18 protein-coding genes and 3 tRNA genes are annotated in these 25,065 nt (G+C 70.2%); 11 read left to right on the forward strand and 10 right to left on the reverse strand.

Translation table 11 applies throughout. From position 1 onward, the window contains the following. Nucleotides 1-92 precede the first annotated feature (92 nt). Nucleotides 93-590, forward strand: a complete 498-nt coding sequence (locus IF188_RS06540; RefSeq protein ID WP_191170979.1) for a PaaI family thioesterase — start codon at nt 93-95, stop codon at nt 588-590. A 43-nt stretch (nt 591-633) separates the two neighbouring features. Here IF188_RS06540 and IF188_RS06545 read toward each other — a convergent pair whose 3' ends face one another. After that, a complete protein-coding gene (locus IF188_RS06545) occupies nt 634-2,364 on the reverse strand; it encodes an alpha-1,3-galactosidase-related protein (RefSeq protein WP_191170980.1) in 1,731 nt (576 codons plus the stop codon). Between the two features lie 119 nt (nt 2,365-2,483). Here IF188_RS06545 and IF188_RS06550 point away from each other — a divergent pair, with 119 nt between their 5' ends. Genes IF188_RS06550 through IF188_RS06560 form a run of 3 tightly spaced genes read left to right on the forward strand, consistent with a single transcriptional unit; the run spans nt 2,484 to nt 6,139 of the window. After that, nucleotides 2,484-3,458: an ABC transporter permease gene (locus tag IF188_RS06550; RefSeq protein WP_191170981.1), complete on the forward strand. Its 975-nt coding sequence runs from the start codon at nt 2,484-2,486 to the stop codon at nt 3,456-3,458. Continuing rightward, the gene (locus IF188_RS06555; RefSeq protein WP_318152809.1) at nt 3,455-4,447 is read left to right on the forward strand and encodes a carbohydrate ABC transporter permease; all 993 of its coding nucleotides are present in this window, start codon (nt 3,455-3,457) and stop codon (nt 4,445-4,447) included. The genes IF188_RS06550 and IF188_RS06555 overlap by 4 nt, the downstream gene beginning before the upstream one ends. 60 nt (nt 4,448-4,507) lie before the next feature. Then, nucleotides 4,508-6,139 (forward strand): extracellular solute-binding protein, encoded by a 1,632-nt coding sequence (locus IF188_RS06560; protein WP_191170982.1) that lies wholly within the window; start codon nt 4,508-4,510, stop codon nt 6,137-6,139. Between the two features lie 61 nt (nt 6,140-6,200). On the opposite strand, the gene IF188_RS06565 is transcribed toward IF188_RS06560, so the two are convergent. Genes IF188_RS06565 through IF188_RS06580 form a run of 4 tightly spaced genes read right to left on the reverse strand, consistent with a single transcriptional unit; the run spans nt 6,201 to nt 11,900 of the window. Beyond that, on the reverse strand, nt 6,201-7,289 hold the full coding sequence (locus IF188_RS06565) for a mandelate racemase/muconate lactonizing enzyme family protein (RefSeq protein ID WP_191170983.1): 1,089 nt from the start codon (nt 7,287-7,289) through the stop codon (nt 6,201-6,203). 42 nt (nt 7,290-7,331) lie between these two features. After that, entirely contained in the window at nt 7,332-8,498 is a 1,167-nt protein-coding gene (locus IF188_RS06570) for an ROK family transcriptional regulator (RefSeq protein ID WP_191170984.1), read from the reverse strand. 53 nt (nt 8,499-8,551) lie between these two features. Beyond that, a complete protein-coding gene (locus tag IF188_RS06575) occupies nt 8,552-9,502 on the reverse strand; it encodes an acetylxylan esterase (RefSeq protein WP_191170985.1) in 951 nt (316 codons plus the stop codon). Then, nucleotides 9,492-11,900: a glycosyl hydrolase family 95 catalytic domain-containing protein gene (locus tag IF188_RS06580; RefSeq protein WP_191170986.1), complete on the reverse strand. Its 2,409-nt coding sequence runs from the start codon at nt 11,898-11,900 to the stop codon at nt 9,492-9,494. The genes IF188_RS06575 and IF188_RS06580 overlap by 11 nt, the downstream gene beginning before the upstream one ends. 135 nt (nt 11,901-12,035) lie before the next feature. On the opposite strand from IF188_RS06580, the gene IF188_RS06585 reads away from it, so the two are divergent. Next, nucleotides 12,036-14,222: an alpha-galactosidase gene (locus IF188_RS06585; RefSeq protein WP_191170987.1), complete on the forward strand. Its 2,187-nt coding sequence runs from the start codon at nt 12,036-12,038 to the stop codon at nt 14,220-14,222. A gap of 81 nt (nt 14,223-14,303) precedes the next feature. Then, nucleotides 14,304-16,763, forward strand: a complete 2,460-nt coding sequence (locus IF188_RS06590; protein ID WP_191170988.1) for a X2-like carbohydrate binding domain-containing protein — start codon at nt 14,304-14,306, stop codon at nt 16,761-16,763. 131 nt (nt 16,764-16,894) lie between these two features. On the opposite strand, the gene IF188_RS06595 is transcribed toward IF188_RS06590, so the two are convergent. The 3 genes from IF188_RS06595 to IF188_RS06605 form a co-directional block, all read right to left on the reverse strand. Continuing rightward, nucleotides 16,895-16,967, reverse strand: a tRNA-Phe gene (locus IF188_RS06595). A gap of 72 nt (nt 16,968-17,039) precedes the next feature. Continuing rightward, nucleotides 17,040-17,113, reverse strand: a tRNA-Asp gene (locus IF188_RS06600). Between the two features lie 21 nt (nt 17,114-17,134). Further along, nucleotides 17,135-17,207: transfer RNA gene (locus IF188_RS06605), tRNA-Glu, on the reverse strand. A gap of 240 nt (nt 17,208-17,447) precedes the next feature. Between IF188_RS06605 and IF188_RS06610 the strand changes: the two genes are divergently transcribed. Further along, entirely contained in the window at nt 17,448-18,863 is a 1,416-nt protein-coding gene (locus tag IF188_RS06610; RefSeq protein WP_191170989.1) for a peptidoglycan DD-metalloendopeptidase family protein, read from the forward strand. Between the two features lie 67 nt (nt 18,864-18,930). Here the strand turns inward: IF188_RS06610 and ppa are convergent, their stop codons facing one another. Then, nucleotides 18,931-19,464 (reverse strand): inorganic diphosphatase, encoded by a 534-nt coding sequence (ppa, locus tag IF188_RS06615; RefSeq protein ID WP_191170990.1) that lies wholly within the window; start codon nt 19,462-19,464, stop codon nt 18,931-18,933. Between the two features lie 134 nt (nt 19,465-19,598). Here ppa and tilS point away from each other — a divergent pair, with 134 nt between their 5' ends. Continuing rightward, a complete protein-coding gene (tilS, locus tag IF188_RS06620) occupies nt 19,599-20,597 on the forward strand; it encodes a tRNA lysidine(34) synthetase TilS (protein WP_191170991.1) in 999 nt (332 codons plus the stop codon). 68 nt (nt 20,598-20,665) lie between these two features. Then, complete coding sequence (gene hpt, locus IF188_RS06625) at nt 20,666-21,217, forward strand: hypoxanthine phosphoribosyltransferase (RefSeq protein ID WP_191170992.1); 552 nt, start codon at nt 20,666-20,668, stop codon at nt 21,215-21,217. Between the two features lie 3 nt (nt 21,218-21,220). Here the strand turns inward: hpt and IF188_RS06630 are convergent, their stop codons facing one another. Further along, nucleotides 21,221-22,249 carry a hypothetical protein gene (locus IF188_RS06630; RefSeq protein WP_191170993.1) on the reverse strand — a complete coding sequence of 343 codons (1,029 nt, stop codon included), beginning with the start codon at nt 22,247-22,249 and terminating at the stop codon, nt 21,221-21,223. A 184-nt stretch (nt 22,250-22,433) separates the two neighbouring features. Between IF188_RS06630 and ftsH the strand changes: the two genes are divergently transcribed. Both ftsH and folE read left to right on the forward strand, forming a co-directional pair. After that, nucleotides 22,434-24,440 (forward strand): ATP-dependent zinc metalloprotease FtsH, encoded by a 2,007-nt coding sequence (ftsH, locus tag IF188_RS06635; RefSeq protein WP_191170994.1) that lies wholly within the window; start codon nt 22,434-22,436, stop codon nt 24,438-24,440. Between the two features lie 9 nt (nt 24,441-24,449). Further along, nucleotides 24,450-25,037 carry a GTP cyclohydrolase I gene (gene folE, locus IF188_RS06640; RefSeq protein ID WP_191170995.1) on the forward strand — a complete coding sequence of 196 codons (588 nt, stop codon included), beginning with the start codon at nt 24,450-24,452 and terminating at the stop codon, nt 25,035-25,037. The last annotated feature ends 28 nt before the right edge of the window (nt 25,038-25,065 follow it).

Below are 25,065 nucleotides of genomic sequence, written 5' to 3' on the forward strand. Positions count from 1 at the left end.
TTTCGAGCGGAACGTCGTCCACCATGACGCGTTCGGCAGTCGGACGATGCTATCGAACGGCTGGTACGTGAGCGCAGGTCTATCGTGTGGCCATGACAGCGAATGCGGATCGCACGAGGACCATCAGCTGGGACGACCCGGCGCCGCCGCTGGCGGCATCCCGCGGTCTCGACGGGCTGAGCTACCTGCGGGCGATCGTCGACGGCGACTTCCCTCCTCCGCCGATCGCCCGGCTTCTCGGCTTCTGGCTGGCGTCGGCGGATCCCGGCGAGGCCGTCTTCGAGTGCGATCCCGACGAGTACCACTACAACCCGCTCGGGCTCGTGCACGGCGGGCTGGCCTGCACGATGCTCGACTCGGCCGTCGGGTGCGCCGGGCACACGACGCTGCCGGCAGGCGTCGGGTACACCTCGATCGACCTCGACGTGTCGTACCTGCGGCCGATCCTCGCGTCGTCGGGCCGGCTTCGTGCGCGCGGCTGGGTCGTGAAGGGCGGCCGGCGGGTGATCTTCGCGCAGGGAGAGCTGACGGATGCCGGCGGCCAGGTGCTCGCGACGGCCTCGAGCTCGCTCCTCGTGCTGCGACCGTAGAAGGCGTGAGGGGCAGCCTCGCGGTCGGCGTCGACGCGGCGACCTACGGTCGCAACGCCGGAGACTCGGGGCCGTCCCACTCGACGTGGACGCCGGCATCCGCACGGATCACGGCCGCCTCACCGGCGGGGTGACGCACCCGATTCGCGCGGGCGGTGAACGCCTTCAGCCCGCGCAGCTCGGCGAACAGCGCGGCCGCGAGCCCGACGTCGTTGCCCTCGAACCGCACCGTGCCGTGCACCGGCGCCGCGTCGGCCGGAACGCTCGGCGCAACCTCCAGCACGCCGGCCGTGACGTCGCGGAACGTGTTGCCGACGATGGCCACCTCGGTGACCGGGCCCGACTCCCACCACCCCGAGGCATCGGCTGCGATCTGGATGCACGGCATCGCGATGCCCTCGAACCGGCATCCCTCGATGCGCACGGGCCGGCGGGTCGTGACGAGGATCGCGCGCGTGGGGACGCGGCAGAACGTGCACCCGGTGATGGTCACCTCGGGCGTGCGGGTGGTGTTCTCGGCTGCGAGCCGGCCGCTGCGCGCCGCGGCGAGCACTGCCGGCGGGAGCGGGTCCGCCACGCCGATGGTGATCGGCCGCGCCGCGGAGGCGATGTCGCGTCCCGTGGGCCCGGTCACGCCGCGCACCGTCGCGGTGTGCACGGGCTGCAGGGTGCGGCGGTCGACGAGCTCGACGGACTCGCCGTCGCCGAAGGCGGGGAAGCCGGCGGTCTGGTCGTGCTGGTACTGGAGCGAGAGGCGTGCCGGCTCCGCTCCTGTGACCGCGAGATAGGTCCCGTGCACATTGATGGGATCGTCGTGCGGGCCGTCGAACTCGCAGTCGCGGATGTCGACGCGTCCCCGCATCCCCGAGCACTGCACGAAGTCCGCGAACCCCGCCGTGACGCGGCCACTCCCTCCCGGAGCCCGGAACACGAGCCCGTCGAGCGTGAGGTCTTGGCTGTTCTGCGCGACGAGCCCGAAGCCATGAAGGTAGTCGATCCGCATTCGTCGCAGCTCGACGTCGGCGCAGTCGAGGACGAGCATGCCGGGATGATCGCGGTCGATCTCGCGGAGCTGGTACACGAGCCCGCGGTCCTGTGCCGGTGAAGCGGTGGCGTACGTGACACGGAGGGTGGCGGCATCCACTCTCTCGATCGACGCGACGCCCTCGAACAGCGGGCAGGCTGCCCGGCGGGTGCGGCCGGTCGTCGGGTCGCTGACCTGGCTGTAGGCGAGGGCGTTCGCGCCCGACCAGTAGAGCTCGCCCGTGAAGGGGGACGGCTCAGACATCCAGACGACATCCGTGCCGTCGATCCGGAAACGGGTGCATGCGGGCACGGTGAGTTCCCGCCAGGCGCCGTTCCCGTCGACACCGGCGTCCGCCACGGTGACGTCGATGACGGTGGGGACCGCCCAGTCGACCTCGAGGCCATCGACCGTCACGCCGCTGCCGTCCACGATCGCGAGCGCGGTCATCCGGCCATGCGCCACCAGCCGTGCGCCGTCCGCGACGACCTCGACGCCCTCGAGGTCATCGAGGAGCAAGCCGATCGACTTGGTGGCGAAGCGGGGGTCGATGCCGACGGTGTTCGACACGAACAGCTCACGGCGCGGTGCTGTCTCGGGCCATACGTGGTAGTCGCCGGGCGGAAGGATGAGACGAACAGGGCCACCGGCGTCGCGGGCAGCGTTCACGGCGCGCCGCAGCGCGCGCCCGGCATCCACCGTGTCTTCGGCGCGGAATCCGTGGTCGCCGACGTCGATGAGTCGTCGCACTGATCGCCTCCTCGCGAGCCTGTGAACACCCGATGCCGAGATACATCGGATCATTCAGTAGCCAAATCGTGATCCTTCTGGATAACATTACGACGTAAAGTAATTGCTGGAGGATCCAGATGAAGCTCAGTGCGGAGCAAGCGCCACCCCTCGAGGCCGTGACGCCACGACCACGGCCGACGACTCACCGCTCCCGGTTCGCGCGCAGCCTGCGCCGGTACTGGCAGCTGTACCTGCTGCTGCTGCTGCCGATCGTGTGGTTCATCGTGTTCCGCTACGTGCCCATGGCGAACGCCGTGATCGCGTTCAAGAACTACAACCCGATCGACGGCGTGTGGGGGAGTCCGTGGGTCGGCTTCGAGAACTTCGAGCGGCTGTTCCGCAACCCGGTGTTCCCGCGGCTGGTCGGCAACACCTTCATCCTCGCCGCGTACACGCTGATCGCCAGCCTGCCGCTGCCGATCATCCTGGCCCTCGCGCTGAACGAGGTGCGACTGCGGTTCTTCAAGCGCACCGTGCAGCTGGTCACCTACGCGCCGTACTTCATCTCGACGGTGGTCGTGGTGTCGATGACGATCCTGCTGCTCTCACCACGCGTCGGCCTACTCGGGCGGACGTTCAGCTTCTTCGGCGCGGGCCAGGTCGACCTGCTCGCCGATGCCGACTTCTTCCGCCACATCTACGTCGCGACGGACCTGTGGACGACGACCGGGTACTCGGCGGTCATCTACCTCGCCGCGCTGTCGTCGGTCGACGTATCGCTGTACGAGGCGGCCAAGATCGACGGCGCCTCACGGCTGCAGAAGATCCGTCACGTCGATCTGCCTGCGCTCATGCCGACCGCGACGATCATCCTGATCCTCGGTGTCGGCAACATCATGGCGATCGGGTTCGAGAAGGCGTTCCTGCTGCAGAATCCGTTGAACCTGTCGACGTCCGAGATCATCCCGACGTACGTCTACAAGACCGGCATCCTGAACGCCAACTTCAGTCTCGGGGCGACGATCGGTCTCTTCAACGCGGTGATCAGCCTCGTGCTGCTGCTCGTCGTGAACTCCGTGTCCAAGCGCGTCACAGGAAATGGGCTGTGGTGACCAGCATCATCAAGAGCGAGGCGTTCCTCGCCGAAGAGGCCGCGACCGCTGCCGTCGTCGTGCCGGGACGCAACCGGGGCCGGCGGAAGTCGCCGTACCAGGCCGTGAAGGTCAAAGAGACGAGGGCTGACCGCGCGTTCGTGATCACCGCCTACGTGCTGCTGACGATCTTCCTGTTCGTCGTGCTGCTGCCGCTGCTGAACATCGTGGCCAGCTCGCTGTCGAGCCCGCGTGCGGTGTCGTCCGGTCAGGTGCTGTTCTGGCCGGTCGACATCACCTTCCGCGGGTACACCGAGGCGCTCAGCAATCCGGCGATCATCCGCGGCTTCGCGAACTCGGTGTTCTACACCGTCGTCGGGACTCTGATCAGCGTCGCCGGCACGATCGCGATCGCCTATCCGCTGTCGCGGCAGAATCTGTTCGGCCGCAAGGTCATCACCGGCGCCGTGGTGTTCACGATGCTGTTCAGCGGCGGCGTGATCCCGATGTACCTCGTCGTGCAGTCCCTCGGGCTGCTCGACACCCGGTGGTCGATGCTGCTCCCCAACGCGATCGGCGTGTGGCAGGTCATCATCGCCATGGTGTTCTTCCGCTCGTCCATCCCGGACGAGGTGTACGAGGCCGCTCAGCTCGACGGCGCGAGCGAACTGCGCATCCTGTGGACCATCGTGCTGCCGCTGGCCAAGCCGCTCATCGCGGTCATCGCGCTGATGTACGCGATCATGCAGTGGAACTCGTACTTCGACGCGCTGATGTACCTGCGCAACGCCGACCTGCAGCCGCTGCAGCTCGTGCTGCGCGGGCTGCTGATCCTCAACGACACCGGCGCCGGCGGCGGCGACGTCACCGAGCAGCTCCGCCGTCGCGAACTGGCCGACCTGCTGAAGTACTCGACGGTCGTCATCGCGACCGTGCCGATGCTGGTCGTCTACCCGTTCGTCGCGAAGTACTTCAACAAGGGGATCATGGTCGGCGCCGTCAAGGGCTGACCCGTTCCCTCCCACAGACCCACCACTACGCAAATGACCCGGGCAAAGGAGATTCCGGCAATGAAACACAGCATGATCCGAGGCGTCGCCGCCGTCGGTGCTGTCCTGGCGATGACGGTCGCGATGGCCGCCTGCGCGCCCGCGGCCGATGACGACAACGGCAAGCTCGTCGCGTTCGGTCCGCAGGGCGACAACGGCTCGCTCAAAGACAACCTGTTCACCCAGGAGGTCGAGAAGAAGTTCGACATCGACTTCGACTGGCAGACCACCACCTACGACGGCAGCGTCGCAGGGGAGAAGCGTCAGGTCTCGCTGGCCAGCGGCGACTACCCCGACGCCTACTTCCTGGTCCCGTGGGTCGACGCCTTCTCACGCGCTGAGATCCTCAAGTACGGGCAGCAGGGCGTGCTGGTTCCGCTCGACGACCTGATCGACGAATACGCCCCGAACCTCAAGGAGCGGTTCGAAGAGAAGCCGGACTGGAAGCAGTCGGTCACCGCCCCCGACGGTCACATCTACGCCATCACGCAGTGGAGCGAGTGCTTCCACTGCAGCTTCCCCTCGAAGCTGTGGGTGAACACGACCTGGCTCGACAAGCTCGGCCTGGAGGCGCCGACCACCACGGAAGAGCTGCGCGAGGTGCTGCGGGCGTTCAAGAACGACGACCCGAACGGCAACGGCGTGGCCGACGAGGTGCCGCTGAGCGCCTCGGCGTCGGAGCCGATCATGAACTTCTTCATGAACGCGTTCACCTACGCACCGGTCGGCGGTCCGTCCAGCCCGCCGCCGATGGTGATGGACGGCGACAAGGTCACGCTCGCCTCCACCTCCGACGCCTGGCGCGAAGGCCTGAAGTACCTGGCGTCGCTGGCCTCCGAAGGCCTGCTCGACAGCGCCGCCCTCACCCAGAACGGCGAGGCGCTCAAGGCCATCGGCGACAACGCCGACGCGGAGATCCTCGGTTCGGCCGCGGTGCTGCACCCGTACGAGTTCGTCACGGCGAACTCGCCCGACGGCCGCGACACGCACTACGACGCGATCGCGCCGGTCGCAGGTCCCGACGGCACGCAGCTGGCCACCTGGAGGTCGCCGGTGAACCCGCTCGGCATGTTCGCGCTGACGAACAAGTCCACGGAAGAGGAGCGGGTCAAGGCGATCAAGCTGATCGACTACATCGTCACCGACGACGGCACCAAGCGCGCCGCCATGGGTCCCGAGGGCGAGGCATGGGTCCCGGCAGAGCCGGGCGACGTGGCGCTCGACCCGGAGCTCGACCCGACGTTCCGCCCGTTGACCTACGACGAGACGTCCAACGCGGCGTGGCGCTCGATGGGTCAGTACTGGGACTCGCTGGAGTTCCGCAACTCGCAGGTGTTCCCCGAGGACATCTACACGACCGACGGATACGAGCGTCGACTGCTGCAGGCGACGCAGCTGTACGAGCCCTACCAGCCCGACGAGAGCGTCCTCTTCCCGGCCGAGAAGCTGTGGCCGAACGAGGACACGTCCGCCGAGCTCGCGGACCTGCAGACGAACATCGCGAACTACGTCACCCAGGCGCAGGCGGAGTTCATCACCGGTCAGCGCGACATCAACGACGACGGCGCCTGGCAGGCCTACCTCGACGACCTCGAAGGTCTGGGTCTGTCGCAGTTCCTGCAGATGCAGCAGGACCTGTACGACGCGCTCTGAGTCCTCATGAAGAAGGGGCCCGCACCGTGCACGGTGCGGGCCCCTTCTTCGGCGTCAGGACTCATGCGACGCGCAGGTTCTCCAATGCGTCGTCGTCCCACGGGATGCCGATGCCGGGAGCGTCGGGGGCCGTCGTCCGGCCCTCGGTCACGACGATGTCGGCGGTCGTCACGGCGCGCAGCTGCGGGATGTACTCGACGATGCGGCCGTTCGGGACGGCGGCGACGAGGCTCACGTGCAGTTCCATCAGGAAGTGCGGGCACACCGGCACGTTGAACGCCTCGGCGAGATGAGCGATCTTCAGCCACGGTGTGATGCCGCCGACGCGGGCGACGTCCGGCTGCACGATGGTGGCGGCATCCCTCGCGAGGTACTCCTTGAACTGCGCGACCGAGTACAGCGACTCGCCCACCGCGATCGGGATCGAGGTGGATCCGACGAGCTTCGCGTGCGCCGACACGTCGTCCGCCGGCAGCGGCTCCTCGAGCCACGAGATCCCGGACGGCTCGAGGGCGCGCGCCAATGCCCGCGCGTCCGCCAGGGTCAGCCCCTGGTTGGCGTCGACCATGAGACGGTAGCCCGGGCCGACGGCCTCGCGCACCGCGGTGAGGCGGTCGACGTCGCGACGGGGATCAGGCGCGCCCACCTTGAGTTTGGATCCGTGCCATCCGCCGGCCTGTGCGGTTCGGGTGTTGGCCACCAGGGTCTCGGTGTCGATGTGCAGCCAGCCGCCCTCGGTGTCGTACAGCGGGACGTCGGGGTTCGCCCCGCCGGCGGCGCGCCACAGCGGCTCGCCGTCGCGGCGGCAGCGGGCATCCCACACGGCGGTGTCGATGGCCGCGAGCGCGAGCGAGGTGATGGCGCCGACCGTGGTGGCACAGGTCTGGGTGAAGGCGTGACGCCACACCGCCTCGGGGCGCCGAACGTCCTGCCCGACGACGGCCGGCAGCAGGTGGTCGCGCAGCATCGACAGGACGGCACGGCCCCCGGTGCCGATCGTGTACGCGTAGCCGCGTCCGGGGGTGCCGTCAGAGGTCTGCAGGTCGACGATGATCGTCTCCTGCTTCAGGAAGGCCTGCACGGCATCGGTGCGGACGGTCTCGACGGGGATGTCGACGAGTGAGGCTCGGGCGTGCGTGATGACGGACATTGCTCCTCCAGAAGGGGCGGGGATGGATGCCGCAGCGCGGTGTCAGCGGACCAGCGACTGGATGGCGGCCGCAGCCGCGCCCCGCGCCCAGTCCTGGAAGGTGTGGGGGCGCACCACGATGCGGCACTGCGCGGCGGCGCCGAACGCGTGCGCGGCGAACGCGTCGCGCAGCGTCGCGTCGTAGAGGTCGAACTCGGCCACGCCCTCGCCGCCGATGATGACGAGCTCAGGGCCGGTGAGATTGACGAGGGTCGCGATCGCGGTGCCGACCAGCGCGGCGGCCTCACGGAAGGCGGCGTCGGCGGTCGGATCCCCGGCGTGTGCCAGGCGTACCGCTTCGTCGATCGAGATGCCGCGACCCAGCGCCGCTGACAGCGAGGCCTCGATCGCAGGAGTCGACGCGACCGCCTCGACGCAGCCGCGGCGTCCGCAGGTGCAGATGCGGGACGGGTCCGCGAGCGGCAGATGGCCGATCTCTCCCGCCACCCCGTACGCGCCCGTCACGACCTGCCCGTTCAGGTGCAGGCCGCTGCCGATGCCGCGACCGATCGTGACGATCGCGAACGACTCGGTGCCGAGCCCGACGCCGAACCAGTGCTCGCCGACGGTCAGGGCATGCACGTCGTTCTCGAGCGTCACCGGGCGGCCGAGTCGCTCCTGCACGGCGGGGCCGAAGGGCTCGTCGGTCCAGCCCATGATGGCCGACTCGCGCACGATGCCCGACGACGTGTCGACGTCGCCCGACACCGACACCCCGACGCCGGCGATGGCGTCGGTCTTGTCGCCGAGTCCTGCCTCGAGCGCGTCGACCACGTCCGCGATGGTGTCGGCGGCGGTGCCGGGGTCGTGCGCCGTCAGCGGACGGCTCGCGCTCACCAGGACGTTGGTGGCGAGATCGGTGGCGACGCCGATCACCTCGTCGACGTTGACCTTGATGCCGAGCATGACCATCGCGTCGGGCACGATCGACACCGGTGCGGCCGGGCGCCCGGGGTTGCCGTCGCGCTGCGTCGCGGGCGGGGCGTCGACGAGGCCCGCGGCGACGAGCGGCGAGACGGCCTTGGTGACGGCGGCCTGCGACAGCCCGGTCTGGCGCGCGATGTCGATGCGACTGATGGGGCTTCGCGTCAGGATGGTGGCGAACACCCTCGATCCGGCTTCGGACGCCGTGCGGATGAGCGTCGTGCGCGCGGCGGTGTCGTGGTCCATCGGTTCCCTCGGTCGTTGTCGTTACGGTAGCGAATCTGCGCGGGCGACGTGCGTCACGGCACTCGCAGGTGGCCGGCGGCGAACTCGAGCGCGTTCTCTTCGTCGAGGTCGCCACCGGCCTCGTGGCCGTTGTACGGCCACAGCACCACCTGCTTCTCGCCCGCGTAGGCGGTGAAGGCGGGAAGGACGGATGCCGGCGGGGCGATGCCGTCGCGCAGTCCGGTGCTGAGCAGCGCCGGCGCTGCCGCGCGCTTGGCGTGGTTGACGCCGTCGAAGTAGCGCAGCGTGTCGAGTGCGGCCGACGTATCGAGGCGGCGGTCTGCGAAGTACTGCGTGAGCAGCGCGTACGGGTGCTCGTCGCTGAGGTCGGCGGCCCGGTCGAGTTCGCACAGGAACGGCGCCTGCACGATCGCGACGGCGAGGTCGGGCACGAGTCCGGCGATCGCGAGCGAGATGCCGCCGCCCTGGCTCGCGCCTACCGTGCCGACCCGCGCGGGATCGACGAGGTCGAGGGTGCGCACCGCCTCCACCGCGCGCACGGCGTCGGCGTACACGCGGCGGTAGTAGTACTCGTATGGCGAGCGGATGCCGCGCGTGAGGAACCCGCCGGCAGAGGGCCCGCCGTCGGGGTGGTCGTCGTCGGTGTCGCCGTGGCCCTGGCCGCGGGCATCCACCACCAGATGGGCGTAGCCGGCGGCGGCCCACCGCAGATCGCGCAGCGCGTGCCCGCGGCCGTTGCCGTACCCGAAGAACTGGACGAGGCCCGGCAGGGGAGCGGTCGCGCCGTGCGGCACGCGCAGCCACGCGTGGATCGGCGTGCCGCCGAAGCCGCGGAAGGTCACATCGAACACGTCGATCACCGCCAGGCGCGTCGGCCGGGGCTCGATCGTGACGTCGAGGGGATGCCGCCGGGTCTCGGCGAGGGTCTCGGCCCAGAAGGCGTCGAAGTCGGAGGGCTCGGTCTGGGTGGTCGGCTCGTCGACGAGCGTGAGCTCACCGCGCATCGCGGGCTCCGATCGTGCGGGCGGCGGCATCCACGAGTCCCTCCAGGGGCACCTCGACGGAGCCGTTCGCGGGCACCTGAAGCTCCAGGCGACGGTCGCCGTACGCGACCGCGACCGTGCGGTCGTCGCCGCGGATGCTGCGCACGGTCGCCGTCGCGAGCGCCCCATCGCGCCACGCGAGGTCGACGACGAGGCCGGTGCGCGCGCCGAGTCCCTGCGCGTCGCCGTCCGCCCACGCGGAGGGGAGCGCCGGCAGCAGGCGCACCACGCCGCCGTGGCTCTGCACGAGCATCTCAGCGATCCCGGCCGGGAAGCCGAGGTTGCCGTCGATCTGGAACGGCGGGTGCGTGCTGAACAGGTTCGGCAGAAGACCGCCCCACTCCGAGCCGTCCACGGGTCCGTGGCGGGCGGCGTCGCCCTCGAACGGAGCGAGCGCTTCGTCGAGCAGCGACGCGGCCGTGTCGCCGTCGCCGATGCGCGCCCGCATCGCGATCTTCCACGCCCACGACCAGCCCATCGCGCCGTTGCCCCGCGCGTCGAGCAGCCGCACCCCGGCCTCGAACAGCTCGGGATCGCGGTCGCGGGTGAGCAGGTCGAGCGGGTGCAGCCCGATGAGCGGCGACAGGTGGCGGTGCAGCGGCTCGGCCTCGACGACCTCGGCCGACCACTCCTGGAGCCGGCCGTCCGCGCCGATCCCGATCGGCGCGATCGCGGCCAGGGCCCGGGCGATCTCGGCCGCCAGCAGGTCGTCGGTGCCGAGCGTCGAGATGGCCGTGAGCGCGCGCTCCAGCATGCCCCGGATGAGGAAGAGATCGGATGCCGCCGTCAGCCCGATCGCCGTGTTCTCACCGTCGGCGGCGACGAACGAGTTCTCGGGCGAGGTCGAGGGCGACGTGCGCAGGGTTCCGTCGGGCCCGGGAATGAGCCAGTCGAGGCAGAACTCGACGGCGCCGCGCATGACGGGCCAGATCCGCGAGCGGAGCAGCTCGACGTCGCCGCCGAACTCGTACGCGTCCCACAGGTTGTGGGTGAGCCACACGCCGCCCATCATCCAGATCGCCCAGCTGGGTGCGCCGTGTCCGCCGCCGACGGGAAGGCTCCAGCCCCACAGGTCGGTGTTGTGGTGCGCGACCCAGCCGCGGGCGCCGTACAGCTCGCGGGCGACGTCGGCGCCGGTGCGCGACAGGTGCTCGACGAGCGCGAGCAGCGGCTCGAACGCGTCGTCGAGGCCCAGGACGGGAGCGGCCCAGTAGTTCATCTGGGTGTTGATGTTGATCGTGTAGTTGGACGACCAGGCCGGGCGCAGCTGGTCGTTCCAGATGCCCTGCAGATTCGCCGGGGGTCCGCCGGCGCGTGACGCCGAGGCGAGCAGGTAGGCGCCGTACTCGGCGATCACCGTGGCGCGCAGCTGCGCGTCGTCGCCGTGCAGGATGTCGCGGTCGACGTCCCAGACGCCTTCCCGGCGACCACCGATCGCGAACCGCGCCCGAGCATGGCGCCGGCGGTCGGCGACGTGCTCGGCGAGCAGCGCGGACGGGGCGCGGCGAACCGCGGCATCCACCCGCTCTCTGGCGCGATCCCGGATCGCCTCACGGGAGGCGGTCCGCCACTCCCTGTCCTCGCCGGCCCACCACGACGCGGCGCGGGACGATGTGGAGAGGGCGATCAGCAGCCGGCGAGCCCCGCGGACGCTCGCGCCGGCAGGCGCGACCTCCACGGAGCCGTCGGTGTCCAGTGCGACCGAGACGGACGCGAATCCGTCGTAGTCGGCACCGGCCCCGGCGTACCGCAGGGGCGGTTCGACGGAGGTCTCGTGCAGGGGCGCGCCGTCGACGGGGATCTCGATGTCGAGTCCCAGCCCTTCCGGCGAGCTCCACAGCGGAGAGGTGAGCGAGAGGGATGCCGCGAACGCGACGTCGGCGGTGAGCTCGACGATCAGCGCCTGGGCCGGCGCCGATACCCAGGAGCGGCGCCGCAGCGTCCCTCCGGGCACCCGCAGAGTCTCGGTCAGCACCGCCTCGTCGAGGTCGAGCACGCGCGCCGGCGTCAGCGCCTCGGCGCCCTCGATCGCGACGGACAGGTCGGCGAGCGGCAGATACTCCTGCGAGTACGGACCCTCGAACGTCATCAGCAGCCGCTCGGCCGTGCGGACGTCGCCGGCATCGAGCGCAGCTCTCACTTCGGCCAGCCGCGCCGGGCCGGCGCCGCCTGCGAGCACCTCGTGCAGCGCCGTCGCCGGGCCGTCGGGCGTGCCCGACCAGACCGTCGCGTCGTTGAGTGCGTAACGGCCGGTCGCGCCGCCGAAGGCCATCGCGCCGATGCGCCCGTTGCCCAGCGGGACAGCGGCCTCCCACCGATCGGCGGGCGCGCTCCACGCCAGTCGCAGGGTGTCGCTCATCTGGGTCCTCGATCGCTCGGCGACGGAGATCTCGGGTGTCGGGCGTCATCGCCCGCAGACCTCGGATCTTTGCTTGCGACGCCAGCGTATTCATGATTAATTACCGATGTCAAGAAACTCGACGGAGGAGTGCGAATGGTCAACGGTGACGGTGCCGTCCATACCCTGCGGGCGGCGGGCGTCGCGCTGGTCGTCGACCTGGCGGGACCGCATCCCCGCGTGCTGCATTGGGGCGCCGACCTGGGCGACCTCGACCCGGAAGCCGCCGCTGCGCTGCGCGTCACCGCGGTGCCCGCGGTGCTCAACAACTCGCCCGACGTCCCCCGCGTGTTCTCCGTGTGGCCGACCGAGCAGGACGGCTGGGCGGGCACTCCCGCGCAGGCCGGACACCGCGGTGGCACCGCGACCACGCCGCGCCCTCGCCTCGTCGACGCCGACGTCGTCCACGCCACGGACGGCGGCGGCCGCATCGCACTCCGCTTCGACGACGACGTCGCCGGCACCTGCGCCCGTCTGCAGTACGGCATGGACGCCGCCGGCGTGCTGTCGATCGACCTCTCGATCGAGAATCCCGCGGAGGCGGCATCCCCCTATTCCGTGGATGGCCTGCGGGCGCTCGTCCCCCTGCCCGATCGGGCGGGCGAGCTGCTCGACTTCACCGGCAAATGGTGCCGCGAGCGCTCGCCGCAGCGGCTGCCGTTCGCGTTCGGCACGCACGCACGGCGTGCACGGCGCGGCAAGCCCGGCCATGACACACCGTTCCTGCTCGTCGCCGGAACGCCCGCGTTCGGATTCGGGCACGGCGAGGTGTGGGGCGCCCACTTGGCGTGGAGCGGCGACGGCGAGTACCTCGCCGAGCGGCTGCCCGAGGGCGCCGGCGCGCTGTCGCGCGTCATCGGGGCGGGAGAGCTCCTGCGATCGGGAGAGATGGTGCTGCAGCCCGGCGAGCGCTACGACGCGCCGACCGTGCTGTTCACCTGGTCCGACCGAGGGCTCGACGGGCTGTCGGCGCGGTTCCACCGGCGGCTCCGCGCCCGCCGCAGCCACCCGGGTTCGCCCCGCCCGCTCGTGCTCAACACCTGGGAGGCGGTGTACTTCGACCACGACCTCGAGCGTCTCGTCCAGATCGCCGACCGCGCCGCCGAGGTGGGCGTCGAGCGCATCGTGCTCGACGACGGCTGGTTCCAGGGGCGCCGCGACGCCAACGCCGGCCTCGGCGACTGGCTCGTCGACGAGCGGGTGTGGCCGGACGGCCTCGGGCCCTTCGTCGACGCCGTCCGCGCGCGCGGCATGCAGTTCGGCCTGTGGTTCGAGCCCGAGATGATCAGCCCCGACTCCGACCTCGCCCGGGCGCACCCAGACTGGGTGCTGGCGCCGCGGGAAGGAGTCGGGCCGACCGCGCGCAGCCAGCATGTGCTCGACATCGCGAACCCCGACGCGTACGCGCTCGTCCTCGAGCGCATCAGCGCGCTGGTCGCCGAGTACGACATCGACTACCTCAAGTGGGACCACAACCGCGACCTCGTCGAACCCGTCGGCCGCCGCGGCGACGGCGACCGGCCCCTCGTGCACGACCAGACTCTCGCGCTGTACCGGCTGCTGGACGAGTTGCGCGCCCGCCACCCGCGGCTGGAGATCGAGACGTGCTCGGGCGGCGGCGGGCGCGTCGACCTCGGCATCCTCGAACGCACCGACCGGGTGTGGGCGTCGGACTGCAACGACCCGGTCGAGCGGGCCCGCATCGAGCGCTGGACACGCCTGCTGGTGCCGCCCGAGCTGATCGGCTCGCACCTCGGCGCCGGTCGCTCCCACACGACATCGCGCGAGACCGACCTGTCGTTCCGCCTCGCCGTCGCGCTCACCGCGCACGCCGGCATCGAGTCCGACCTGACGGTCGCAGACCCCGACGACCTCGCGACCATCACCGCGTGGGCGGCGCTCTATCGCGAACTGCGCGACCTCATCCACACCGGCACCGTCGTCAACGCCGACCTGGCCGACGACGCGGCGATGCTCACCGGCATCGTCGCGCCCGACGGCGGGCGGGCCCTGTTCACCTGGGCGCGTCTGGCGACCTCGCCCGACGGGCAGAGCGGCCGCGTGCGCTTCCCCGGCCTCGACGCCGCCGCGCACTACCGCGTGCGCGTGCGCGCCGAGCTCGGCCCGACGAGCCGTCATGAGGTGACCGATCCGGAGTGGATGCTCCCCGCCGTCGACGGCGGCATCGAACTGCCGGGCACTGTGCTCGCCGTCGCCGGGGTTCCGCTTCCCACGCTCAACCCGCAGCAGGCGCTGCTCTTCGACGTCGTGAGGGTCGCATGAGCGACTGACGCGTTCGCATCTTCTGGGAACCGCGCGACGGGGCGCGGGGTTCACCGTCGAACCCACCGCAGAGAGGAAATCATGAACACCAGGAACCGCCACGCCCTCGGGCGACGGTGGCTCGCGGCGCTCGCTGTCGCTGCCGTCGGCACGACCATCGGAATCGGAGGTGCCGCGGCCGCCGCGGAGCCCCGAGCCGAAGCCTCCACTCCCGCACCCGCGGTCGCACCCGCGGCGACGACGCCTGACGACGCGCTCGGAGCGCGGCCGTACATGGGATGGAGCAGCTACAGCATGCAGGTCTACGCCGGCAACGGATCCACATGGATCACCGCCGATCAGATCATGGCGCAGTCCGATGCCATGCACGCGAAGCTGCAGTCCGCCGGGTACGAGTACATCAACATCGACGCCGCGTGGAACGACGGCGTCGACGAGTACGGCCGCCCGACCCCGAGCGCGAAGCTGTATCCGAACGGCCTCCAGGCCGTGATCGACCACATCCACGCCAACGGGCAGAAAGTCGGGCTCTACGCGATCCCCGGCATCTCGCCGCAGGTGTACGAGGCCGACCTGCCGATCTACGGCGCCCCCGACTGCTCGACGGGCGACATCGTGAAGCAGCCGATCCAGCAGGCGGACTACTGGGGGATCGGGTACCGCATCGACTTCTCGAACCCGTGCGCCCAGAAGTACGTCGACTCGATCGCCGACATGTTCGGCCAGTGGGGCATCGACTTCCTGAAGTTCGACAGCGTGACCCCGGGATCCGGCATCGGAGACCTGTCGCTCGACGCGCGCGACGACGTCAAGGCGTGGTCGCAGGCGCTGGAGCGCAACGGCATCTGGTTCGAGCTGTCGTGGGCGCTCGACATCCGGTACGCCGACTACTGGGCGCAGTACGCGAACGGCTGGCGCGTCGAGTGGGATGTCGAGTGCTACTGCGAGAAGACGGCGCTCACGAACTGGAACAACATCGCCCGCCTCTTCCCGCGCGCTGCGGACTGGTGGCGCTACGCCGGCCCCGACCGCGGGTGGAACGACTTCGACTCGCTCAACGTCGGCAACGGCAAGATGGACGGCCTGACCAAGGACGAGCGGCGCACCGCGGCGACGCTGTGGGCGGTCTCGGCGGCGCCGATGTACGTCGGCAACGACCTGACGCAGCTCGACGACTACGGCATCCAGCTGCTCACCAATTCCGAGGTCATCGCGGTCAACCAGGCCGGGCGACCGGCGCACCCCGTCTCGACGGCGTCCCCGCAGCAGACCTGGTACACCGCCAACCCCGACGGGTCGGTCACGGTCGCGGTCTTCAACCTCGGGCAGACGGATGCCGACATGACGGTGTCGCTGGCCGACGTGGGTCTCAGCGGTCAGGTCAAGGTGCGCGACCTGTGGGCCCAGAAGGACGTGGGCAAGGCCGAGGGGTCGTTCGTCGCCACCGACGTGCCCGTGCACGGCACGCGGCTGTTCACCTTCACACCGGCGAAGGGCGCCACCGTCGCCCTGAACGACGACGACGCACAGCTGAAGTACGAGGGCGCGTGGTCGCGCAACGGCGGCGAGGAGCAGGTCGCGGCATCGCAGTCGCTCACCGTCTCGGTGTTCGACTCGTCGACGGGCGGCACGGCGCCCGCCACAGGCTCGTCGCGAGTCATCGCGGTGAACGACACGGACCCGGGCATCGCGTACAGCGGCAACTGGGGTCACAGCACGGGCCGCGGGCTCGGCGACTACCAGGACGACGTGCACTACGGCGAGGCCGACGGCAGTGCCTTCCAGTACTCGTTCGTGGGCACCGGCGTCGACTGGATCACCGAGACGCACTCGTCGCAGGGCGACGCCGAGGTGTACATCGACGGTGTGCTGGCCGCGACGGTCAGCACCTACCAGGCCGAGGGCCGAGGTGCGCAGCAGGTCGTGTTCAGCAAGCGCGACCTGCCGAACGGTAGCCACACGATCCGCGTCGTGAAGAAGTCCGGACAGTTCATGCTGCTCGACCGCCTCGACGTCGTGCAGGAGAGCCTGCTCGACATCGACCACGTCGCCTTCGACCGTGCCGCTCCCGAGGATGCGACCGTCCACGTGCTGCGCGACCCGGGCGAGCTGCTGGGCGTCTATCGTGACGGCGCTGCGCTCAAGAGCGGCACCGACTACACGGTCGAGGGGGATGCCGTCGTGTTCGGCGCCGGGTTCCTCGGGGCGCTCGCCGACGGCGACACCGCTCTGGAGTTCCGCTTCCGCGGCGATCTGCGTGACGACGTCCACTGGGCGAAGGACGACGGCGCGGCGGTGTCGCTGACCTTCTCGGGCACCGCCGTCACCGTGAACGGCCCGATCGGTCCCGACCAGGGTGAGGTCGAGGTGTATCTCGACGGCAAGCTCGTCGACACCGTCGACCTGCACGGCGATGCGCGGCTCACGCAGCAGAAGCTGTTCGAGAAGAGCGGGCTGAAGAAGGGCCAGCACACGCTGCGGCTCGTGAAGACGTCGGGTGAGATCCTCCGCGTCGACGCCCTGTCGTACGTGACCGGCTGACGTACGCGCCCGAGGCCGGACTCCGTGCGGAGTCCGGCCTCGGGTCGCCGTTCGTCGCCCGGAAAAGGCGAAACCCCCGCGATGTAGAAGCTACGCGAGGGTTCCTGGGGTGATTGTAACGATCACCCGTGTGGCTCCGACCGGCATCGATCCGGTGACCTTTCGATTTTCAGTCGAACGCTCTACCAACTGAGCTACAGAGCCGTACGGCACATACAAGATCTGCCGCATCCTAGACGAAAGGCCCTCTTCAAGAAAAGGGCCCGTCGCTCGGAGCGACCCTGACGGGACTTGAACCCGCGACCTCCGCCGTGACAGGGCGGCACGCTAACCAACTGCGCTACAGGGCCATGCTTATTCAATTGTGGGCGTGACCCCAACGGGATTCGAACCCGTGCTACCGCCGTGAAAGGGCGGCGTCCTAGGCCGCTAAACGATGGGGCCGGGTGAACCGCGGGGGCTCACTGCCGAGGACCAAGCATACGTAAACATCGCGCAAAACACCAATCGAGGGCGTGGCGCTCTTGTGAAACCCCGTTCGCGGGGAGAAACTGTCGAGGTGACCGCTCCCTGAAGGCGGCCCTTCGACGTGCGAATCTGGGGGTTGCGCACCGCCGATCTGGGGGTTGCGCATGTTACTGATGTTGCTAGTGTGAAAACGCTGACGTCGCGAGGGGAGGACCCGTGCAACCCGACAACGTCACCGCCGACTCCACTGCGGAGTCCGATCTGCTCTCAGCGACCGAGTGCGGGTGCGCCCCGTCGCCGGCCGAGCGCAAGCGGCTCTGGCCGACGATGAACCGTCGGGCGGCGCTCGGCCTGGGCATCCTCGGCGTCGCCGCGCTGAGCGCGTTCGGCACCGCGGTGAGCCCGCTCGGCAGCCGTGCGTTCGCCGCCGACTATCCGTCGTGGGACGACGTCGAGGCGGCCAAGGCCAACGAGGCCGCCAAGCAGGTCGAGATCACCAACATCCAGAACCTCATCGCGGGACTGCAGGCCGACGTCGACGCCAAGCGGCAGATCGCGCAGCAGGCCTCCGAGGAGTTCTACGCCGCGCAGCAGGCCTTCTTCGACGCGGCTCTGCGTGCCGACCAGCTGCAGCAACAGGCCGACGCGCAGGCTGCGGCAGCGACAGCCGCCGCCGACAAGGCAGGACGCGTCGCCGCACAGCTGTACCGCAACGGCGGCGACGACACCTCGATGGAGCTGTTCTTCTCGGGATCGGCCAAGGGCGCCGACGACCTGCTCGCCCGCCTGGGCACGATGGACAAGCTCGTCGAGCGCAATCAGGATCTGTACGCGCAGGCGGTCACCGCCCGCGACTCCGCCCAGAGCCTCAGCGACCAGGCCGCGGTGCAGCGCACGGAGCGCGACCGGCTGCAGAAGCTCGCCGAAGAGAAGATGGTGGCCGCGCAGAAGGCCGCTGATGAGGCTCAGGCCGCTCTCGACCTGCAGACGGCGAAGCAGGGCGAGCTCGAGGCGCAGCTCGCCGCCCTGCAGGACACGACGGCGAAGACGATCGCCCAGTACCAGGAGGGCGAGCGCATCCGCAAGGAGGCCGAGGCCGCGGCAGCCGCCAAGGCGAAGGCCGACGCCGAGGCCGCAGCGCGCGCGAACTCCGGCGGCGGAGGCGGCGGCGGTGGTGGTGGCGGCGGAAGCGGCGGCGGTGGCGTCGTCATCGGCTCCGGCTGGTGCAGGCCCTCGTCGGGGTGGCGCAGTTCGGGCTACGGCAGGCGCGCCACGCAGTGCGGCAGCCAGGGCTGCTCCAGCAGCTTCCACTACGGCGTCGACCTCGCCGCCGGCTGCGGATCCGGGATCTACGCGGCTTCTGCGGGTCGTGTCGTGTATGCCGGATGGAACGGCGGCTACGGCAACTACGTCAAGATCGACCACGGCGGCGGCATCGGCACCGGGTACGGCCACATCCGCAACGGCGGCATCTTCGTCGGCGTCGGCCAGTGGGTGTCTGCCGGCCAGCTCATCGCGAGCGAGGGCAACACCGGCCGATCGTTCGGCTGCCACTGCCACTTCGAGACCTACGTCAACGGCTACCCGGTCAACCCGGTCGACTTCATGGCGGCCCGGGGCATCTCGGTCTGACCCCCCTGAACGCAGAAGAGGTGGATGCCGGGCGCCCGGCATCCACCTCTCTCGTTCGTTCAGGGGGTCACAGCGTGCTGGGAGCCACGCCTTCACCCTGGGTCTTGGTCTGGCCCTCGTGCTCCTTGAAGCGGTCGAACGCCTCGGCGACGAGGCGCTCGGCCTCTGCCGCGTCTGCCCATTCGTCGACCTTGACCCACTTGCCGGGCTCCAGGTCCTTGTAGTGCTCGAAGAAGTGCGCGATCTCTTTCTGCAGGTACTCGGAGATGTCGCCGACGTCCTGGATGTGCGCCCACCGCGGGTCCTTGGCGAGCACGGCGACGACCTTGTCGTCGCCGCCGGCCTCGTCGCTCATCTTGAGCACGCCGACGGGGCGGACGCTCGCGAGGATGCCGGGCGCCAGGTCGACGTCGAGGATCACGAGCACGTCGAGCGGGTCGCCGTCCTCGCCGAGCGTGTTCTCGAAGAACCCGTAGTTCGTGGGGTAGCCCATGGGCGTGTACAGGATGCGGTCGAGGAAGACACGGCCGGTGCCGTGGTCGACCTCGTACTTCACGCGGCTGCCGCGCGGGATCTCGATGACGGCGTCGTACGCGCCCATAGTGGTGCTCCTTCGGAAAGACTGCGGATGCCGTCGACAAGCCTAGTCGCGGCCCGCGATCCGGGTCGTTGAGAGGAGCGAAGACGAAACGAGGTGGGCCGCTCTCGAGAACCCGGCCCCGCTACCGTGGACGCGTGGACGCGCGCAGACCAGGACTGGACCCCGCCGTCGCCGAGGTGCGCCGGGCGGTCCGCCAGGCGCTGGCGGCGCTCGAGCCGGGTGGCACCGTCGTCGTGGCGCTCTCCGGCGGCGCCGATTCGCTCGCGCTGGCCGCCGCGACCGCGTTCGAGGCGCCCAAGCGCGGGCTGCGCACGGTGACGGTGACGATCGACCACGGTCTGCAGGATGGATCCGGGGATGCCGCAGCCGCCGCCGCGGCCGCGGCCGAGGCGCTGGGGCTCGAGGCCCGCATCGTGCGCGTCGAGGTGGGTGCCGCGGGCGGACCCGAGGCGGCGGCACGCGAGGCGAGGTACGACGCGCTGCGCGACGCGGCGATCGCCGAGGACGCTGCGGCGATCCTCACCGCGCACACCCTCGACGACCAGGCCGAGACCGTGCTGCTGGGCCTTGCTCGCGGGTCGGGCGCGACGAGCCTGCAAGGCATGGCCGAGGCATCCGGCCTCTCCGGAGTGCTGCTGCTGCGGCCGCTGCTGGGTGTGCGGCGTGCGACGACCCGTGCCGCGTGCGCGGCCGAGGGACTGGAGCCGTGGGAGGACCCGCACAACCGCGACCCGCGGTTCGCGCGCGTGCGCGTGCGCGAGAAGGTGCTGCCGGTGCTCGAGGGCGAGCTCGGCCCGGGCATCGCCGAGGCGCTGGCCCGCACGGCCGCACAGCTGCGCGAAGACGCGGCGGCGTTCGACGAGATGATCGACGAGACGATCGAAGACATCGTCGAGCACGCCGAGGCCGGCATCTCGGTCTCGGCGGCGGCACTGGCGGCGAACCCCGCCGCGCTGCGGCACCGGATCATCCGGCTGGTCGTCGCGAGCGAGTTCCACCAGAGCCTCACGCGGGCGCAGACGCTCGAAGTGGCGCGGCTCGCGACGGACTGGTCGGGTCAGGGACCCATCGACCTGCCTGGATGCCGCGCCCGCCGTGCCGGCGGGCGCATCGAGTTCACTGCCCGTCGCTGAGGAGACTTCTCTGCTGCGTGCCGGCGGGCGCATCGAGTTCACAGCCCACTGCTGAATAGACTCTCTGCATGCGCGCGGCCGACGTTTCCAGCGACATCACCGAAGTCCTCGTCACGGAGGAGCAGGTCCGAGCAAAGCTCGACGAGATCGCGGTGCAGGTCGCCGCGGATTACGAGGGCAAGGATCTGCTGCTCGTGGGAGTCCTCAAGGGGGCGGTCATGGTCATGGCCGACTTCTCGCGGTCTCTCAAGAAGCACGTCACGATGGACTGGATGGCGGTGTCGTCGTACGGCGCCGGCACGAAGTCCAGCGGTGTCGTGCAGATCCGCAAGGACCTCGACACCGACATCCTCGGCAAGCACGTCCTCATCGTCGAGGACATCATCGACTCGGGCCTCACCCTGAGCTGGCTGCTGGAGAACTTCGAGGCTCGCGGTGCGGCATCCGTCGAGGTCTTCGCGCTGCTGCGCAAGCCCGAGGCCGCCAAGGTCGAGGTGCACTGCAAGTACGTCGGGTTCGACATCCCGCCGGAGTTCGTCGTCGGCTACGGCCTGGACTACGCCGAGAAGTACCGCAACCTGCGCGATGTCGCGGTGCTCGCGCCGCACGTCTACAGCTGACCGTCATCCGGCGAGCAGGTCGATGAGGCCCGGCGGGGCCGCGAACGTCGAGATGTAGTCCACGATGAGCCGGCGGCAGCCGTCCAGCTCGACGGTGATCGGCGCCGCACCGCCGCCTGCGTCGAGCACGACGAGCGAGCCGGGCACGTCGTCGCAGGGCGCCGGCAGAGGTTCGGCCGAGGCGGCAGCGTCGAGCACGGCCCGCGTCTCGGCGGCGTCGAGCTCGCGCGTCCCGGTGAACCACGCCGTCCCTTCGGACTTGATGGTCACCCATGTCGTGGCGCCCGGCGCCGGTGTCGTGGCGGGGTTGGCCGCCTCGTCCGTGGAGTACGCGCAGAGCCGGAGCGAGTCGACCTCGCCCGGCGCCGGCACCCTCGGTGCGGCCCAGGGGATGGTCTGGATGCCGTCGCCCGACGGCGAGGGCTGGGGAGCGGGGCCCGCTTCGAGGTCTTCCGCGGGCGCGAGCCGCAGCGGCCGCGCGGCCCACGTCGGCGGGCATCCCGATTCGAGGGCTTCGCGCGGCTGCGCCAGCGTGCGCTGCTCCTCGTCGGTGCGCACCACGGTGAGCCCGGCGATCGCCTCGGCGACCAGGTCGACCTTCGGCTGGCCGCAGCCGTCGACCGGTATGCGGACGAGGATGCCTCGGCCGCCGGCATCCGTCAGCCAGATCTGTGGCGCGATCGTGGCGATCGCTGCGCAGGGGCCGAGGGAGCGTGCGTCGTCCGGCGTCGCCGGCACGGCCAGGAGGGGCGCCAGGTCGCCCTCGAGTCGCTCACGGGCGACGACCGACCAGATGCCCTGGTCGTCCTCGGCGGAATGGAACGGCAGGCAGCGCACCGCGGCGACGGGCTCGAAGCCGTCGGGGATGCGCCCGGCGTCGACGTCGGGGACGCCGGTCAGCGGGTCCGAGCCCGCACACGAGATCTCGTCGACGATGTCGGACGGGGCGAGCGCCGCGGGCACCGAGGCGCACCCGGTCAGCACGGCCATGGCCGCGATCAGGACGACGAGGGTGCGGCGGATGCGGGGCACGGAGTCCTCCTCGACGTGTCTCGTGCGACGCTTCACCACAAACTACCGGACGCCGGGGATTACGCCCGGGGCGAATGCACAGACGGCGCCTAGGAAGCCCGCTGTACCCTGAAACAACCGTCGACGGGGGTATTCGGTCCCGCGACGGGTCGTCGACGAAAGGGATCGGGCTCGGGCCCGCACCATGGACTTCAAGAAGATCACTCGCAACCCGCTCTTCTACGTCCTGCTGATCGGGGTCTTCCTCATCGTGGGGTTCTCGCTCATCTCGAGCCTGAACGGCGCGAAGCAGATCTCGACCCAGGAGGGTCTCGAGCTGCTCAAGGGCGACACCGTCACCGAGGTGGTCAACACCGACGGCGACCAGCGTGTCGACATGAAGCTCTCGAAGGACTACGAGGGCGCCAGCGACGTCCAGTTCTACTACGTGACCGCCCGCGCCGATGAGGTGGTCGACGCGATCAATGCCGCCGACCCCAAGGACGGCTTCAACGACGAGGTGCCGCGCGCCACGTGGTTCGACGGCTTCCTGTCGCTGCTGCTGCCGATGCTGCTGCTGGGTCTGCTGTTCTGGTTCCTGCTGTCCAGCGCCCAGGGCGGCGGCAGCAAGGTCATGCAGTTCGGCAAGTCCCGCGCGAAGCTCGTGACCAAGGAGATGCCGCAGGTCACCTTCCAGGACGTCGCCGGCTCCGACGAGGCGATCGAAGAGCTCGAAGAGATCAAGGACTTCCTGAAGGATCCGTCGAAGTTCCAGGCGGTCGGCGCCCGCATCCCGAAGGGCGTGCTGCTGTACGGCCCTCCCGGTACGGGCAAGACCCTGCTCGCGCGCGCCGTCGCCGGCGAGGCGGGCGTGCCGTTCTACTCGATCTCGGGCTCGGACTTCGTCGAGATGTTCGTGGGTGTCGGCGCCAGCCGCGTGCGCGACCTGTTCAACAACGCCAAGGACAACGCGCCGGCGATCATCTTCATCGACGAGATCGACGCGGTGGGCCGCCACCGCGGTGCCGGTCTCGGCGGCGGTCACGACGAGCGCGAGCAGACGCTCAACCAGATGCTCGTCGAGATGGACGGCTTCGACCCGAAGGCGAACGTCATCGTCATCGCGGCGACCAACCGCCCTGACATCCTCGACCCGGCGCTGCTGCGCCCGGGCCGCTTCGACCGTCAGATCGGCGTGGACGCGCCCGACCTCAAGGGCCGCCAGAAGATCCTCGAGGTGCACGGTCGCGGCAAGCCGCTCGCCGACGGCGTCGACCTCGAGGTGGTCGCGCGCAAGACGCCGGGCTTCACCGGTGCCGACCTCGCGAACGTGCTGAACGAGGCCGCGCTGCTGACGGCCCGCTCGAACGCTCAGCTGATCGACAACCGCGCCCTCGACGAGGCCATCGACCGCGTGATCGCCGGCCCGCAGCGCCGCACCCGCGTGATGAAGGACAAAGAGAAGCTCATCACGGCCTACCACGAGGGCGGCCACGCGCTCGCGGCGGCGGCGATGAACCACACCGACCCCGTCACGAAGATCACGATCCTGCCGCGCGGCAAGGCCCTCGGCTACACGATGGTGCTTCCGCTGGACGACAAGTACTCGGTCACCCGCAACGAGCTGCAGGACCAGCTGACGTACGCGATGGGCGGCCGCGTCGCCGAAGAGATCGTGTTCCACGACCCCACCACCGGCGCGTCGAACGACATCGAGAAGGCGACGAGCATCGCCCGCAAGATGGTCACCGAGTACGGCATGACCGGCGACATCGGTCCGGTCAAGCTGGGCCAGTCCTCGGGCGAGGTCTTCATGGGCCGCGACATGGGTCACGGCCGCGACTTCTCGGAGCGGATCGCCGAGCGCGTCGACTCGCAGGTGCGTGAGCTGATCGAGCAGGCGCACAACGAGGCGTACGAGGTCATCAACGCCAACCGCGGAATCCTCGACAAGCTGGCGCTCGCGCTGCTGGAGAAGGAGACGCTCGACCACCTGGAGCTCGCCGAGATCTTCAAGGACGTCAAGCGCCTTCCGCCGCGTCCGCAGTGGCTGTCGAGCGAGCAGCGCCCGGTCTCGGAGCTGCCCCCGGTCGAGGTGCCGCAGCGTCGCGACGAGGCAGGACTCGCGGCGAGCGTCGAGGCCGAGCAGGCGACGGCCGAGAAGGCCGCCAAGCGCCGTCCGTCCGGGCAGGCGCGTCCTGCGACAGCCTGAGGCGCGGCTGTGGCCGTCGACCGTGAACGTGTCGCCGCTCTCGTCCGCGAACTGCTCGAGGCGATCGGCGAGGATCCCGAGCGCCCGGGGCTGAAGCAGACCCCGGAGCGCGTCGCCGATGCGTACGCCGAGTTCTTCGCGGGAGTGGGTGCGGATCCCGCCGCTCCGCTCGCGCACACGATCTCGGTCTCGCGAGGGCCCGCGCCCGACACGCTGCCGTCGGGCGCCGTGATCCTGCGCGATGTGCTCTTCCGCTCCGTGTGCGAGCATCACCTGCTGCCCTTCCGCGGTCACGCGCACCTCGCGTATCTGCCGGGCGAGCAGGTCGTGGGGCTGGGCGCGCTTCCCAAGGTCGTCGAGATCCTGTCGTCGCGCCCTCAGGTGCAGGAGCGCCTGGGCGAGCAGATCGCCGACGTGATCGCCGGGTCCCTCGACGCCCGCGGCGTGCTCGTGGTCCTCGACGCGACGCACGAGTGCGTCACGATGCGGGGCGGGCGCCAGACGGATGCCTCGACCGTGACGATCGCGGCGCGCGGCGAGTTCGCCGAACCAGCCGCGCGGGCAGAGATCGTGGCGCTGATCGGGGCGGCACGATGAACCGCGATCGGCCGTTGAGCGAGCGAAG

The sequence above is a fragment of the Microbacterium helvum genome (assembly GCF_014779795.1).
Lineage (GTDB): Bacteria > Actinomycetota > Actinomycetes > Actinomycetales > Microbacteriaceae > Microbacterium > Microbacterium helvum.